This is a genomic window from Bacillus sp. YC2, from assembly GCF_019891195.1.
GTDB lineage: Bacteria > Bacillota > Bacilli > Bacillales > Bacillaceae > Bacillus.
Map to the genome: position 1 here is coordinate 118,264 of NZ_JAHXDO010000004.1, position 15,679 is coordinate 133,942.

A 15,679-nucleotide genomic window follows, 5' to 3' on the forward strand; every position below is an offset into this window, starting at 1 on the left:
AATCGCCGAAGGGAAGGAAGAACAATATGACACAATTGAACGCTATACCTCAGCCGAAAACGTACGGACCACTTAAAAACCTCCCACATATAGAAAAAGAGAAACTGGCGCAATCGCTTTGGAAAATCGCCGAAGAATACGGTCCGATTTTCCGTTTTGAATTTCCAAGCTCTGCTGCGGTGTTCGTCTCAGGACATGAACTGGCAGCTGAAGTGTGTGATGAATCAAGATTTGACAAAAACCTCGGCAAAGCATTGCTGAAAGTACGGGAATTTGCCGGTGACGGATTATTTACAAGCTGGTCAAACGAGAAGAACTGGCAGAAAGCGCATCGGATTTTATTGCCGAGCTTCAGCCAAAAAGCAATGAAAGGCTATCATTCTATGATGCTGGATATTGCAATGCAGCTCGTGCAAAAATGGAGCAGACTGAATCCGAAAGAAGAGATTGATGTCGCTGAAGATATGACGCGCCTGACTTTAGATACAATCGGGCTGTGTGGATTTCATTTTCGTTTTAACAGCTTTTACCGCGACACACAGCATCCTTTCATTATAAGCATGCTTCGCGCGCTGCAAGAGGCGATGCGCCAATCGCAAAGACACAGCCTGCAAGATAAGCTGATGGTCAAAACAAGACACCAATTCCAGCAAGATATCGAAGTGATGAATTCGCTTGTTGATAAGATCATAGCCGAGCGGAGGGAAAACCCGGATGAGAACCTGACTGACCTCTTGTCATTGATGCTTGATGCCAAAGACCCGGTAACGGGCGAAACGCTGGATGATGAAAATATCCGCTATCAAATTATTACGTTTTTGATCGCAGGGCATGAAACCACAAGCGGGCTGCTTTCCTTTGCGATCTGCTGTCTGCTGAAAAACAAAGATAAATTGGAAAAAGCCAGTCAGGAGGCCGCACAGGTATTAACGGGAGACCTCCCTGATTATAAGCAGATCCAGCAGTTAAAATATATCCGCATGGTGTTAAACGAGACATTGAGGCTTTATCCTACGGCTCCGGCCTTTTCACTATATGCGAAGGAAGATACGGTTCTTGGCGGGAAATATCCGATTGAGAAAGGGCAGCCGGTGACGATTTTAACGCCGCAATTACATCGTGATAAAAGCGCGTGGGGAGAAGATGCAGAATTGTTCCGTCCGGAGCGTTTCAGCGATCCCGCTGCGATTCCGAATCACGCCTATAAGCCATTCGGAAACGGAAAGCGTGCATGCATCGGGATGCAGTTTGCCCTGCATGAAGCGACAATGGTGCTCGGACTCGTCTTAAAGCACTTTGAGCTGATTGATCACAAACATTATGAGCTATCCATTAAAGAAGCCTTAACGATTAAGCCTGGCGACTTTACCATTCGGGTGAAAAAGAAGGACGTCCCGTTTCAGCCTGTACCAGAGAAACAAGCCGAGACGAGCGAAACCAAAGAGGTCCCGAAAGATATACCGGCTCACGGAACTCCGCTTCTCGTACTTTACGGATCAAATTTAGGCACTGCGGAAGGAATCGCGGAAGAATTCGCAGATATCGGTCGAAGCAAAGGTTTTGCAACCGAAACGGCTCCGCTTGATGATTATATCGGAAAGCTGCCTTCTGAAGGGGCGGTTGTCATTGTAACGGCTTCATATAACGGAGCTCCGCCTGATAATGCAGCAGGATTTGTGAAGTGGATGGAAACGCTTGAAGATCATGATTTGGATGGCGTTTCATATGCCGTCTTCGGCTGCGGGAACCGCAACTGGGCGAGCACATACCAGCGGATTCCCCGCCTTATAGACAAAACGCTTGAGTTAAAAGGGGCAAAACGTCTCACATCTATCGGTGAAGGAGACGGAGCGGACGATTTTGAGAGCAGTCAGGAAGCATGGGAGAACTTGTTTTGGCAAGACATCATCAAGGCTTTTGATTTGGAAAATGTCATTGAACAGCAAAATAGATCATCATTATCAATTGAGTTTGTGAATGAAGCGATTGAAACGCCGCTTGCCAAAACGTATGACGCGTTTGAAGCGAAAGTCATAAAAAATAAAGAGCTTCATACAGGGAACAGTACGCGGTCTGTCCGGCACATTGAACTGCTGCTTCCTGAAACGGAAGTGTATCAAGAAGGGGACCATCTCGGTGTGCTGCCGAAAAACAGTGATGAACTCATAAACCGAGTGATACGCCGTTTCGGTCTGGACCCGCATCAGCTCTTTAAAATCAGCGGGCGTCATGTTCCTCATCTGCCGATGGACCGCCCCGTCAATGCCTCAGAGCTGCTGGCGTCACATGTGGAATTGCAGGAACCGGCAACAAGAGCGCAGCTTCGTGAGCTTGCGGCATACACGGTTTGCCCGCCGCACCAGAAGGAATTGGAACATCTTCATTCTGACGGTACGGCATACAAAGAAAACGTGCTGAAAAAACGAATTACGATGCTGGACCTTTTAGAAAATTATCCGGCATGTGACATGCCGTTTGAACGGTTTTTAGAACTTCTTCCGTCATTGAAAGCGCGCTATTATTCCATTTCCAGTTCACCAAAGGCCGGCAGTGAGAAGGTGAGTATAACGGTCGGCGTCGTGACGGCTCCGTCTTGGAGCGGCCGGGGAGAATACCGGGGCGTCGCTTCGAATTATTTAGCCGGATTACAGGAGGGAGATCGTGCAGTCTGCTTCATCCGTTCTCCGCAATCCGGGTTTGAATTGCCTGAAAATACAGTGGCTCCTCTTATTATGGTGGGAGCGGGCACGGGAATCGCGCCATTCAGAGGATTCATCCAAGCGCGCGCTGCCGAAAAAGCGGCGGGAAAAAGCCTTGGCGAAGCTCATTTATACTTCGGCTGCCGGCACCCTGAAGAGGACGATCTTTATAAGGATGAATTGTTTCAAGCTGAGCAATCAGGGCTTGTCACGGTGCACCGGGCATATTCACGCTTAGATCAGAATTGTAAAGTATATGTACAGGATATGCTGCATACCCATGCTTCACAAATCATTGCGCTTCTCGATGAAGGAGCCCATCTATATATATGCGGAGACGGAAGCAAAATGGCTCCGGCTGTGGAAAACGTATTGCTGCGTGCATATGAAAGTGTACAAGACACCGATAGAAATGCTTCGCTGAAGTGGCTTGAGAAGTTGCAGACGGAAGGAAGATATGCGAAAGATGTTTGGGCGGGTGTGTAAAGGAGAAAGACATCACATCTGACTGACATCATACAATGAAGAAAGCCGGCACGATATTTGAAATCTACTGAATCAAAAGGAATAGTTATAGGGAGTATCGTGCCGGCCTTATTCTTATTATCGGACCAAAGGCTCAAAAACTTTAACGTTTTTGTTTATTTAAATGAAAACAGCCCCGTTCGTTTTTTTGAAACCCGGCCAAAAATAAAATCGGATAAGAAAGCAAAAGCATAACCGAGATAAATGCAATAATGCCGAGCCACTGAAAATGCGTCCAAAAGAACCCGCCAAATGACCCCGCGACGCTTGAACCGATATAATAGAAAAGCAAGTATAAAGAAGAGGCTTGCGCGCGATGATCACCGGCGGCGCGGCCGACCCAGGAGCTTGCAATGGAATGCGCCCCGAAGAAACCGAATGTAAAGACAGCAATCCCTGCGATTTTAAGCGCCAGCTGAGGCAAAAGGGTGATGACTGCGCCGGCCAGCATAACGAAAATGGCAATCTTAATCATCTTGGAACTGCCGAACAGATCCGCTTTTTTCCCCATATAAACAGAACTGAAGGTCCCCGCGAGATATACAACGAAAATAAAGCCAATCAAGGTTTGTGACAAATGATAAGGAGCCGCCATTAATTGAAAACCGATATAATTATATAAGGTGACAAAACTCCCCATTAATATAAACCCTAACGAAATTAACAAAAGAAGCCGTTTGTGATGAAAGACCGCCCCGTATTCCTTGAGGGCCGTTTTCAAGCTCACACCCCGTTTTTCAGAATGGCGCGGAGCGGGAAGGAAGCGCCAAAATAAAAAGCTTAACACGATAGAAAGAATGCCGATGATGCCAAGCGCCTGCCGCCAGCCGAATAAATCTGTCAGAAGCCCCGTTAAGAGCCTGCCGCTCATTCCCCCGATGCTTGTGCCGCTGATATACAGGCCCATCATTTTCCCAAGGCCTTTAGGATCGAACTCCTCGCCTACATACGTCATGGCGACAGCCGGAACGCCTGCCAAGAAAATGCCGAGCAGCCCTCTCATCGCCAAAAGCGCCGGAAAAGCCGGACTGAAGGCTGTTAACAGACCGAGAATAGACGTGGCAGATAATGAGAGGACCATTAATCTTTTTCTTCCGAACCTGTCAGATAATGAAGCTGCGGCTAATAACGAAAATGCCAATACTGCTGTAGAGATGGATAAGGTTAAGCTGGCAGCCGCCGCAGAAATGTGAAATTCCTCAGAAAACAAAGGCAAAAGCGGCTGTGTTGTGTAAAGCGTGGCAAATGTCACAAAGCCGCTGATAAACAGCGCCAAGCTGGCCTGCCTGTAGGCCTTTGTATGAGGCTGAATAAACGTCATGAATGTCCCTCTTTTCTTGCTGATGGTTATATATGTATCGTACGCTTTTCGTTACGATGTGTCTAATTTATAATAACTATTATATTAATGCGTTTGAGTTATAAGGAAGGGGAGGAAGTTTCTGATAAAAGCAAAACAAGCCCGGCGCACTTTAAATGAGGGCATTGTACAAGCCAAAAAAATATGAGTCTGGAACATGGCGAAATATCCGTATCAGTTCTCCACACGCTCGGTTTGCGCATAATGCGCCAGCCGATTGCCGAGTTTAAAAAGCAGTATCCGAATGTAACCTCTATCAAGGAGCAAATGAAACGCTTCGCAAAATGGCGGAAACGGGGGCTGCGGATATCTGCCTCAGCTCGCCGCCGCTGCCCGGCGACTTTTGCAATGGACGGTGCTTTGAGAAAGAGCCTCTTTACGTGGTGCTTCCTGAGACGCACCCGCTTGCTGCGGAAAAACGCATTAAAATGAAGGAGATGCAGGACGAGGATTTTGTCGGATTTAATCGGGATACGGGCTGAAGTATTTGTTTGATCTGATGTGCCGGGTTTTGAATATTCACCCGCATCTCGCATTTGAAGGTAAGGAAGTTGCAACCATATTAGGGCTGACCGCCGCAGTTTTTTAGGAGCTGCAGTGCTGACGAAAACCGCGGAGCAACAATATTTTTCGTTCGTTTTTCTTCCGGGCCGATTATAAATGCGAACGCACAATTGCCTTGGCCCAGTTGAAAAACCAAGCTCTTTCTCTCCGGCTGCGGAACGTTTTAAGCAGTTTGCGGCGGAGTATTACAAAAAGCGTACTGAACAGTCATTCCTTCAAAATGGAAGTGACGATATGTTTTGAATCCCATTGTCCTTTCGAAAAGAAGGTAATCGGATACTTGCGGGGAAATAGAAGCTGATGAATCTCGTCGGCCGGCATTCCTTTCTCATGCAATTGCCGGACTTGATCAGTCACTTCATACAGATTATTCAGTTTTTTCCGAAGTTTATCCTTCCCGTCTTCAATATATCCGGCATGACAGCAAAACATTTCCTTGAAGTCAAATGTGAGAATGTATTCTATAGATTTGATCATCTGCGGAATGGATTCAGTTTCCATCACCACTTTTGTTTTTCTGCTTACGTATAAATCACCGGAAAAAAGCTGCCCTGTTGAACGGTTCAAAAAAGCGGTATGATCTCTTGAGTGGCCGGGGGTGAAGATTGTCTCCCAAGAGTAACGGCGTGATGAAAATGTTTCTGGGCATTCCTGTGCGTAAAAAGGCTGCCTCGTTCCCCAAAAGAGCTTTCTGTATAAAGGGTATTTTCCTGATTCCGCTGCTTCAGACACAGACAGCTGGTTCAAATAAACCGGGATATTCCGCTGTTTTTGCAGCCAGGCACAACCGCCTGTATGATCCTCATGGATATGTGTGCAATATAGTCCGTCAAATGATTGTGTATGAAAAAATTGTTGAAACAGCGGCGCTAATGATTGCGCGCCTGAATCAATCAGAATGCCATCCATTACATAACTGTACACATTAAGTTTCACTGACAGAAACTGTATCGATCCGTTAGCAAAATGAATGTCCTTGACGTTCCCCGTATCCATCTTTTTTCGAAACAGCAAAGCGAACCCTCCTTCTTGAGTGAACAATCATTCACTTCCTGTTGTAACATGTTTCTTTGTGAAAATCCAGCATATGATGACAATCAATCGTAAACAGAGAGGCCAGAGATCGGCCTCCGGCTCTTCTCCTATAGATACCGGTCTCAAAGGAGATCAGAATGATATCTTCACTGAATCCTTGATTGGATTTCATTTGGTTATATTCATAGCATGCTTATTGAAAGAGGCAGGTTAGTAGAAGTGGGGATAGCGCTGATGTTACTATTTTTATATTAGCTGGAAGGATATAAATAAATTCAGGAATATTTGATAGCGGGGGAAGAGCATGGCGAAAAAAACGGAAAAAACAAATGCTGTCCGTATCATTGAACAGCAAAAAATCTCCTATGAGTTGTTAGGTTACAAAACAGAAAGCGGGCAGCCGCCAGACGGCATCTCTGTTTCAGAAAAAATCGGCTATTCTGCCGAGTATGTATATAAAACATTGGTTGCAACAGCAGGAACAGATCGTTATTACGTCTTTGTTGTACCCGTTGCCAAGGAATTAGATCTAAAAAAGGCAGCTAAGGTAATAGGTGAGAAGAAAATAGAAATGGTTGCAATGAAAGAACTTCTGGGGCTGACTGGCTATGTACGCGGCGGCTGCTCACCGATCGGCATGAAAAAAAGGTTCCCGACTTATATAGATGCATCCTCCGAAACGCTGGATTTTATCATTGTCAGTGCCGGAAAAATCGGAATGCAGCTAAAAGTAGCGCCAAAAGATTTAGCCAAAGTATGCCGAGCGAAATTTATTGAAGTTGTGTAATACGAATTAAATTGCTTGTTAAATGAACGGAAACCGAATCTTCGAGAAACAGAGTGAAAAAAAGATATGAAAACTTGAATGAAGGATTGAGAACTGTACAAAAAACGCTTTTTTCCGGAAGCTCCGGTAAAAAGCGAAACATTTGAAGCATTTATTTTACTTTATAATGTAAACGGTTGCGTGGGTGATATATATTTACAATATCATTAAGTGGAAACTAACAGGAAGGATAGAAAAGACAGATGAAATACATAAATACAAGACAAAAAGAGATTTTGTATCTGTTGTTATCTGAACCTGATGACTATTTAGTTGTGCAAGATTTCGCAGACAGGGTAAAGTGTTCTGAAAAAACGATCAGGAATGATTTGAAAACGATCGAGGATTATCTACATGAACATTCTCATGCTCACCTCATTCGCAAACCGGGGCTAGGCATCTTTTTAAATATAGAAGAACAGGAAAGGACTTGGTTAAGCCGGCAATTATATACTGAACATTTTATTTCCAGGCAGCAGACTGATGAAGAAAGAATCCTGCAAATAGCTTATGACTTATTAATGAATCCAAAGCATGTGTCCGCAAAAGAAATTGCCGCTCAGCATTTTGTTAATAGAGCTTCCATTAAAAAGGATTTATGTAAGGTTGAAGAGTGGCTGAAGCGATTTGACCTCACACTGGTTTCTAAGCAGCGGCTTGGATTAAAAATTGAAGGAAACGAAAAAAATAAAAGAAAAGCACTGGCAAGAATAGCGGATTTAGCTGATAATACGGAGTTTACAAGCCAATTTATTAAAAGCAAGTTCTTAAGTCATGAATCAGACTTTGTGACGAAAGAAATCAAATTATTACAGAAAAAGCATTCTATCTATTTCACAGATGAAACGTTTGAGAGTTTACTGCTGCATACATTGTTAATGATCCGCCGAATCAAAATGAAGCAGCCGATCTCGATTTCCCCAAGACAACTGGCCGCAGTAAAAAAGAAGAAAGAATATCAATGGACACTAGCTTGTTTAAAACGGCTTGAACCGGTATTTGCAATCCGCTTTCCTGAAGAAGAAGCCGTATATTTAACTCTGCATATATTGGGCGGAAAAGTTCGTTATCCATTACAAAAAGAAGAGAAAAATGATCTTGAAAATTCTGAGCTTCCCAAAGTTGTAAGGCATTTAATCAATCGTGTTTCAGAGCTGAAAATGATGAATTTCCATAAAGATCAGGATTTAATCAACGGATTGAACATTCATCTTAATACGGTGTTAAAGCGGCTGAGCTACGATCTTTCTGTATCAAACCCCATGCTCAATGACATCAAAAAAATGTACCCTTATTTGTTTCATATTATCATCGACGTTCTGGAAGACATCAATCAAACGTTCGATCTTTATATCCCTGAGGAAGAGGCGGCATACTTGACCCTGCATTTTCAGGCAGCGATCGAACGGCTGCATCGCAACAGTGAGAAACATAAAAAAGCGATCATCGTCTGTCATATGGGCATTGGAATGTCACAATTGCTGCGAACGAAAATTGAACGAAAATTTCATCAAATTGCTGTATTGGCCTGTATCGCAAAAGCAGATTTAGCGGAATTTACAAAAAAGCATGAGGATATAGATCTTGTCGTTTCTACGATAGTGCTGGAGAAGATAACGATTCCCCATATTGTTGTATCACCGCTTTTGGAGCCTTCTGATGAGAAGAAATTGAGTATATTTATGCATCAGCTTGATGAATCACACCGCCAAAAACAAAAAACATTTAAGATGCTGAACGATACGACTCCTTTTCTGGTTTTTTTGCAGCAAGAGGCAGAGCACCGCTACAAGGTCATTGAACAACTCTCGACAGCTTTGTATGAGAAAGGCTATGTTGAAAAGGAGTATGCCGTTCATGCGGTTATGAGAGAAAAAATGTCTTCGACAAATATTGGGGCAGGTATTGCCATTCCTCATGCAAACTCTAAATATATTAAACAATCAGCAATTGCAATTGCCACACTAAAAGAGCCGCTTGATTGGGGGACTGAAAAAGTATCCCTCGTTTTTATGCTGGCTGTCAAACATGAGGATCAAAACATGACAAGGCAGCTGTTTAGTGAACTTTCATACCTTAGCGAGCAGCCGGCCTTCGTCCAGAAGCTGACGAAAGAAACAAACGTCATGACATTCTTATCTTATTTGAATTATTAAAAGCAGGGATTGATTCCCTGCTTTTTTTGTTTATAGGGAAAAATGCCTTTATTTCCGGAACCTATGGTAAAAAAAAGCGATTATAACGGCGTGATTTCGGTATACAGTTGAGACAAGCTCTTGTTATTCACACTTTAAAGGAGGATTTGTGTATGAAACTGTTAGCGATTACATCCTGTCCGAACGGAATCGCCCATACATATATGGCAGCCGAAAACCTGCAAAAAGCTGCAGACAGAGTAGGCGTTGACATCAAAGTTGAGACCCAGGGAGGGATCGGGGTAGAAAATAAGCTGACTGAAGAAGAGATTCGGGAAGCGGACGCAATCATTATTGCTGCAGACCGCTCAGTAAACAAAGACCGGTTTTTAGGCAAGAAACTGCTGTCGGTCGGGGTTCAGGACGGCATCCGCAAACCGGAAGAATTGATTCAAAAAGCACTCAGCGGGGATATACCGGTCTATCGGTCAGCTTCAAAATCGGAATCCAACAATCAACATGAAAAGAAACAAAATCCTATTTACCGTCATTTAATGAACGGCGTTTCTTTTATGGTTCCTTTCATCGTTGTCGGCGGACTATTGATAGCGGTTGCATTGACGCTTGGAGGCGAGAAAACACCTAAAGGCTTACTCATTCCGGATGCTTCTTTTTGGAAAACGATTGAACAGATCGGCAGTGCTTCATTTTCATTTATGATTCCGATTTTAGCCGGCTATATCGCATATAGCATCGCCGATAAACCGGGACTTGTCCCAGGGATGATCGGCGGATATATTGCAGCGACTGGAAGTTTTTATGACAGCGCAAGCGGCGCGGGATTCCTCGGGGGAATGATTGCCGGGTTTTTGGCCGGATATGCTGCACTTTGGATAAAAAAATTAAAAGTCCCAAAAGCAATCCAGCCGATTATGCCGATTATCATTATTCCGGTGTTTGCATCACTGATAGTAGGTTTAGCGTTTGTGTTTTTGATCGGCGCACCTGTGGCTCAAATTTTCACATCTTTAACGGTATGGCTGGCGGGGATGAAAGGGTCAAGCTCGATCCTGCTGGCATTGATTTTAGGCGCAATGATCTCATTTGATATGGGCGGTCCCGTAAACAAGGTGGCATTTCTGTTTGGATCGGCAATGATTGGAGAAGGAAATTATGAAATTATGGGACCAATTGCCGTCTCCATTTGTATACCGCCGATTGGCCTCGGGATTGCGACATTTTTAGGGAAAAGAAAATTCGCTGCGTCAGAAAGAGAAATGGGAAAAGCCTCATTTACAATGGGACTCTTCGGTATCACTGAAGGCGCCATTCCATTCGCGGCGCAGGACCCTCTGCGTGTCATTCCAAGTATTATGGCGGGTTCTATGACTGGTTCGGTAATAGCCATGACTGGCCATGTGGGCGACAGAGTAGCACACGGCGGACCTATAGTTGCTGTGCTTGGAGCGGTTGATCATGTATTGATGTTTTTTATTGCCGTGATTGCAGGATCTCTTGTCACCGCTCTGTTTGTCAATGTACTAAAAAAAGAAATTGCGGATGCGCCCCCCGTCCACAGCGAAGCTGCATCACCTGCCGTTTCAAGTGAAGCGGCAGCAGCAAAAGAAATACAGCAGCCCATTCAAGCTGAAAGCCGAAAAGCCGAGATGACGGAAATCAAAAAACTGACCGACATTATCAGTGCAGAGCTGATTGAACCGCATTTATCCGGCGAAACCAGGGATGACATTATCAATGAACTGATTCAAAAATTGTCCCGTAAAGGTATGCTCCTTTCAGAGAGCGGATTTAAACAAGCGATCTTGAATCGTGAAGAGCAGGGAACGACAGCGATTGGAATGAATATCGCAATTCCGCACGGGAAGTCTGAGGCCGTCAGGAAGCCGAGTGTTGCGTTTGGAATAAAACGATCAGGCGTTGATTGGAACAGTCTGGATGGATCAGATGCAAAATTAATCTTTATGATTGCCGTACCGAAAGAGAGCGGCGGGAATCAGCATCTGAAGATCTTGCAGATGTTATCTCGAAAACTAATGGATGACAGCTACAGGAAGCGGCTGCTCTCCGTGCAAACAAAAGAAGAGGCATACGAGCTGCTGGATGAAATCATATAAATCGGGGGGATTTTTGTGACAACAACTGCACCTTTATTTTTCAAGCCTGTTTTCAAAGAAAGGATTTGGGGCGGCACCGGCTTAACTGCTTTTGACTATAAAATTCCGTCAGAACGAACGGGGGAGTGCTGGGCATTTGCCGCTCATAAAAATGGACAAAGCGTTGTTCAAAACGGAATGTACAAAGGGCTTACACTCAGTGAATTATGGGAACATCACAGACATTTATTCGGACATCTTGAAGGGGACCGTTTCCCTCTTCTCACAAAAATTCTAGATGCAGATCAGGACTTATCCGTTCAGGTGCATCCGAACGATGAGTTTGCTAAAACACATGAGAACGGGGAGCTTGGAAAAACCGAATGCTGGTACATCATTGATTGCGAAAAAGATGCAGAGATCATTTATGGCCACAACGCAAAAACAAAGGAAGAACTGCTCTCGATGATCGAGCTTGGAGAATGGGATGAGCTCCTGCGCCGCGTAAAGGTAAAGCCGGGGGATTTCTTCTATGTGCCAAGCGGTACCGTTCATGCGATTGGGAAAGGTATTCTCGTTTTAGAGACGCAGCAAAATTCAGATACAACCTACAGATTATATGATTATGAGCGAAAAGATGCAGACGGCAAGCAACGTGAACTCCATCTGGAAAAGAGTATAGAAGTGATAGATGTTCCATCAGCCCCGGATCGGCAAACTGTTCAATATGAACAAACAGATGATTTGCTCACGGCCGCATTGGTTGAATGCCCTTATTTTTCAGTGAGAAAGTGGGATTTATCAGGATCAGCAAGCGTAAAGCAGCAAAAACCCTTCCTTCTTGTCAGTGTGATTAAAGGAGAAGGCACGATTTTCACCGGCGAGCATGAAAATCACTTTAAAAAAGGAGATCATATGCTGCTGCCTTGCGGAATTGAACAATTCAAACTCTCGGGTCACGCAAAGTGTATAGTGTCTAATTTGTGATATTTTTAAACCCTTCTCAAATCTGAGCAGGGTTTTTTAATAATAAAACGTATTTGAATAGGTATTGATTTCTTAGTTCGTACGGAGCGGATGTTCGTCATTTGCTGCTGCGCGGACATTTGTTATGCAGTGAGACTTTTAAAAAATAACAGAGTGGTTCTATTCAGTCATAATAGGGGAGAAGGGAAAAGAAAACCGTATGGCCTTTTGCAGGAATTTCCGCTAATAGTAACATATCAGTTTTATAAGAAACATAGTGTTATATTTGTGTGACAAATCACTTTTTCTGTGATTCAAAACAAAACGTCGCTGACTTATTTACGGGTATTATCAACTGCAGATATAATTCGTTCGTACGTATCTTTATCTTTTGCGAAAAGGGATCAACAGAAGCTGTAGTTATTCAAAAACTTATTTGAGCCCTTGTCATTAAACGTTTTACAGTGAAACAGGATAACAAATCAAATCATTTGAACGAATAGACAGTGAAGCTAACAGGAATTGCAATGACGATTAATATTAATCCAAAATCGGTAAAGTATTGAATGATGGAATTTCATAAGGGCATTTATCAATGTTTCCGCTGTGAAATATGGAGTGGCAATGGATCATGCGCTAGAAAGCGTTAAAAAGGCTGCGGCGCATATTACGCGTCTCAAATATGAAAAACCTTTTGTCTAAAATCAGACGGGACATTCAAGTCATTTCTAATTGCGGAGGTGTTGAGAGATGATTAAATTAGTTATTACGGATTTAGATGGCACGTTCTTAAATAAACAAGGCGATTTTGATAGAGCATTATTTGAAAAGACAAAAAGATCCATGCAAGAACAACATGTTGCTTTTGCCCTTTGCACCGGAAAGCAGTGTGAACGGGTGGAAGCTTTGTTCGGAGAAGATGCGAAGGATTTTTGGATTTTAGGAGACAGTGTCACACGTATTAAAAAGAATGGCAAATGTGTATATGAATCTTTGATTAACAATGAATCAGGGCTGTCTATTATTAAAGCATTAGAAAAGATCAGCCGCGAGCACAGCATTATTGCTTGCACAAAAGAAGGCGCGATGGTAAACGAGAACTTGTCTGAAAGTGAAATGAAATATGTAAATGCCTCCTATGCGAACGTAACCAAAATATCCGATTTCAGAGAGATAAAAGACGATTTTGTAAAGATTACGGTTCATGATCCGCACGCAAACTGTGCAGAAACGAGAGAGAAGTTACATGAATTCTTTCATCACTTTTATATCGTAGCATCAGAAGATACGTGGATTGACATTTCAAATATCGGGATACATAAAGGAACAACAGTACAAGAACTGCAGCGATTATTAGGGGTTACCCCCGATGAAACAATGGCGTTTGGAGACGGCCGCAATTATTTAGAATTGATGGAATCTGCCTCTTACAGTTTTGCGGTAAAGAACGCAATTGATGAAATAAAAGATGCGGCGCACTTTGTTATCAAATCAAATGAGGAAAGCAGTGTGATGCACACGATCATGAAAATATTAGATTTACAGAAATAATAAACATGGTGAAAAATGCTCTGCGGCCGACTACTCTAAAGTCACATCGCAGAAATCGTCTTACGAGCAAAAGGACTCAATATAGCTGGACAGTTTACCACTCAGATGACATGGAGAAAACGGACGCCTGACCGACTTCTTTGTCAAAAATATTGGATAGGGAAAGGTGATTAAACGTCGTTAATAAAGTTCCCGCCGAGGGTAACGTGAAGCGGTATGACGGCGATCATAGTATTGAAAAGCCGGGGATGAATTATGTGAAATGCCGAAATTGATGTCATAGTCATATCGTAAAAACATTAAAGGATAAAAAGGATGAAAGCGAGAGGTACTATTGATTTCTTAAAAATAAGGAATAACCGTGTCGGATTCACTAATATACAATTTGAAACGAAAAAAGCAAGCTAACCATAGCCTGCTTTTTTCTATGATAACTCCGATCATCACTTCCCCTTCGATTTCTTCCGCTTCTCCTTCTCTGCCCGGTAAAACTCATGAAACATCTTCATCAGCGCCCGCTTCTCAATACGCGAGACATAACTCCGTGAAATGCCCAGCTCCTTGGCAATTTCTCTCTGTGTTTTCTCTTTCTTCAAATCAAGCCCGAAGCGGCCGACGATGACTTCTTTCTCACGATCGTCTAAAATGTCGATATATTTTTTGACCTTTTCAAGCTCCATGTTGAGCTGAATGGTGTCGATCACATCTTCACTTTCTGACTTGAGAACATCGATCAGGCTTATTTCATTCCCTTCTTTATCTTGGCCGATGGGGTCATGAAGGGAGACGTCTTTTTTTGTTTTTTTCAGGGCGCGCAGATGCATTAAAATCTCATTATTCATTACAAAAGGGGGGGGCATAAATTTCCCGTGATCGTTTGATTAAATAAATGTCCATTCAGCTTCCTGTAATAAATGTTCAAACGTTTCTTGGCAAACGAAGGGGATACTGCTTGTATGTACGGAAGATTAATATGATGAAACATGAAAGTTGGAATGCAAAAGTGATATGTAAAATAATTCGACTGCCATTCCAAATAATCAGTCCAGGTTGCTGGCATTGTTTTTTATCGCCTTCATGTCTATATATATGGCAAAATTCATGAGCGAAATCATGCCATTGTTCGCTCCGGCTTTTTCGGCTGTCCAAGCATATATTATAAATCCCGCTGTGTTTTAGTGCGAAGCTTGTAACAGGTTTAAAGAAAGCCTGATATCTAATGACTCGGCAATCCGTTCAAAATTAATTTGTTCAGGTTCTGTAATATCAATCTTCTTGTATAAATTCTCAATCCAATCCTCTAAATGACTGTTTGTATACCTCAAGATGAAAAACCTCCTTAAAGACGACAAATCTCCAAATTGAGTTCGTTAAATATTATAGAGAAGACATAACTTTTTTCGTGGGGAAAACGTCCAAAAGATGCAGAGGTATCCAAATGAAATGGATTGTTAAACTGAGTTTTCTTGTTGGAGGGGTTTAATATTAATAAAAAATTATTAAAAAGGTTAATGATAGTGTCAATTTTATTCATCTGTTATGTTGTATTTTTACATCCAGAAATTATACTTGAAGAGCAATGTCCTAATAAGCCTTATAGTTTAACAATCGTAAAGCATGGGACAGGTATATTCGATAAGAAAATTGTTTTAATATATTACAAGATCAACGGAAAAACAGTAGCTGTTGGAAATTTGGTGTTTTTTGAGAATTTCGGCAGAGATATAGATGTTACTTGGGATACGAATACGGATGATGGAACTTGGTGGATAGATAAAAGCGTACATTTAATCATGACTTATGCTAATAATTTTAAGGGGGATTTAGACAAGAAAGATATTGATTTTGATTATGGTACTGTCCAATAATAATGAATGAGTTTATTTAAATATGAATTTACACTA

Annotated in this window: 9 protein-coding genes and 3 pseudogenes; 8 read left to right on the plus strand and 4 right to left on the minus strand. The window is 42.7% G+C overall.

Annotation, left to right across the window (positions count from 1 at the left end; all coding sequences use genetic code 11):
- Positions 1 to 26: 26 nt before the first annotated feature.
- The gene (locus tag KY305_RS08895) at positions 27 to 3,185 is read left to right on the plus strand and encodes a bifunctional cytochrome P450/NADPH--P450 reductase (RefSeq protein ID WP_223062225.1); all 3,159 of its coding nucleotides are present in this window, start codon (positions 27 to 29) and stop codon (positions 3,183 to 3,185) included.
- A 142-nt stretch (positions 3,186 to 3,327) separates the two neighbouring features.
- Here KY305_RS08895 and KY305_RS08900 read toward each other — a convergent pair whose 3' ends face one another.
- The gene (locus tag KY305_RS08900; protein ID WP_223062226.1) at positions 3,328 to 4,545 is read right to left on the minus strand and encodes an MFS transporter; all 1,218 of its coding nucleotides are present in this window, start codon (positions 4,543 to 4,545) and stop codon (positions 3,328 to 3,330) included.
- Positions 4,546 to 4,648: 103 nt separating this feature from the next.
- Here KY305_RS08900 and KY305_RS20245 point away from each other — a divergent pair.
- A pseudogene (locus KY305_RS20245) lies at positions 4,649 to 5,391 on the plus strand (LysR substrate-binding domain-containing protein); the annotation flags it as partial.
- On the opposite strand, the gene KY305_RS08910 reads toward KY305_RS20245, so the two are convergent.
- Complete coding sequence (locus tag KY305_RS08910; protein ID WP_223062227.1) at positions 5,356 to 6,162, minus strand: MBL fold metallo-hydrolase; 807 nt, start codon at positions 6,160 to 6,162, stop codon at positions 5,356 to 5,358. The pseudogene KY305_RS20245 and the gene KY305_RS08910 sit on opposite strands and share 36 nt — an antisense overlap.
- A 325-nt stretch (positions 6,163 to 6,487) precedes the next feature.
- Here KY305_RS08910 and ybaK point away from each other — a divergent pair, with 325 nt between their 5' ends.
- The 5 genes from ybaK to KY305_RS08935 all read left to right on the plus strand — a co-directional run bounded on the left by ybaK (position 6,488) and on the right by KY305_RS08935 (position 13,775).
- Positions 6,488 to 6,970 (plus strand): Cys-tRNA(Pro) deacylase, encoded by a 483-nt coding sequence (gene ybaK, locus KY305_RS08915; protein WP_223062228.1) that lies wholly within the window; start codon positions 6,488 to 6,490, stop codon positions 6,968 to 6,970.
- Positions 6,971 to 7,212: 242 nt separating this feature from the next.
- Positions 7,213 to 9,165 (plus strand): mannose transport/utilization transcriptional regulator ManR, encoded by a 1,953-nt coding sequence (gene manR / locus KY305_RS08920; RefSeq protein ID WP_223062229.1) that lies wholly within the window; start codon positions 7,213 to 7,215, stop codon positions 9,163 to 9,165.
- Positions 9,166 to 9,317: 152 nt separating this feature from the next.
- Entirely contained in the window at positions 9,318 to 11,279 is a 1,962-nt protein-coding gene (locus KY305_RS08925) for a fructose-specific PTS transporter subunit EIIC (protein ID WP_223062230.1), read from the plus strand.
- Between the two features lie 15 nt (positions 11,280 to 11,294).
- Entirely contained in the window at positions 11,295 to 12,245 is a 951-nt protein-coding gene (manA, locus tag KY305_RS08930) for a mannose-6-phosphate isomerase, class I (protein WP_223062231.1), read from the plus strand.
- Positions 12,246 to 12,974: 729 nt separating this feature from the next.
- A complete protein-coding gene (locus tag KY305_RS08935) occupies positions 12,975 to 13,775 on the plus strand; it encodes an HAD-IIB family hydrolase (RefSeq protein WP_223062232.1) in 801 nt (266 codons plus the stop codon).
- Positions 13,776 to 14,218: 443 nt separating this feature from the next.
- On the opposite strand, the pseudogene KY305_RS08940 reads toward KY305_RS08935, so the two are convergent.
- A pseudogene (locus KY305_RS08940) lies at positions 14,219 to 14,617 on the minus strand (sigma-70 family RNA polymerase sigma factor); the annotation flags it as partial.
- Positions 14,617 to 15,100 (minus strand): annotated as a pseudogene (locus KY305_RS08945) (ImmA/IrrE family metallo-endopeptidase). The pseudogenes KY305_RS08945 and KY305_RS08940, both read right to left, overlap by 1 nt.
- 186 nt (positions 15,101 to 15,286) lie before the next feature.
- Between KY305_RS08945 and KY305_RS08950 the strand changes: the two are divergent.
- Positions 15,287 to 15,643 carry a hypothetical protein gene (locus KY305_RS08950; protein WP_262417677.1) on the plus strand — a complete coding sequence of 119 codons (357 nt, stop codon included), beginning with the start codon at positions 15,287 to 15,289 and terminating at the stop codon, positions 15,641 to 15,643.
- The last annotated feature ends 36 nt before the right edge of the window (positions 15,644 to 15,679 follow it).

Excerpts from the sequence above, each read along its gene's own strand:
- KY305_RS08895 (WP_223062225.1), top strand. The coding sequence starts at position 27 with ATGACACAATTGAACGCTATACCTCAGCCGAAAACGTACGGACCACTT.
- KY305_RS08925 (WP_223062230.1), top strand. The coding sequence starts at position 9,318 with ATGAAACTGTTAGCGATTACATCCTGTCCGAACGGAATCGCCCATACA.
- ybaK (WP_223062228.1), top strand. The coding sequence starts at position 6,488 with ATGGCGAAAAAAACGGAAAAAACAAATGCTGTCCGTATCATTGAACAG.
- KY305_RS08950 (WP_262417677.1), top strand. The coding sequence starts at position 15,287 with ATGATAGTGTCAATTTTATTCATCTGTTATGTTGTATTTTTACATCCA.
- manR (WP_223062229.1), top strand. The coding sequence starts at position 7,213 with ATGAAATACATAAATACAAGACAAAAAGAGATTTTGTATCTGTTGTTA.
- KY305_RS08935 (WP_223062232.1), top strand. The coding sequence starts at position 12,975 with ATGATTAAATTAGTTATTACGGATTTAGATGGCACGTTCTTAAATAAA.
- KY305_RS08900 (WP_223062226.1), bottom strand. The coding sequence starts at position 4,545 with ATGACGTTTATTCAGCCTCATACAAAGGCCTACAGGCAGGCCAGCTTG.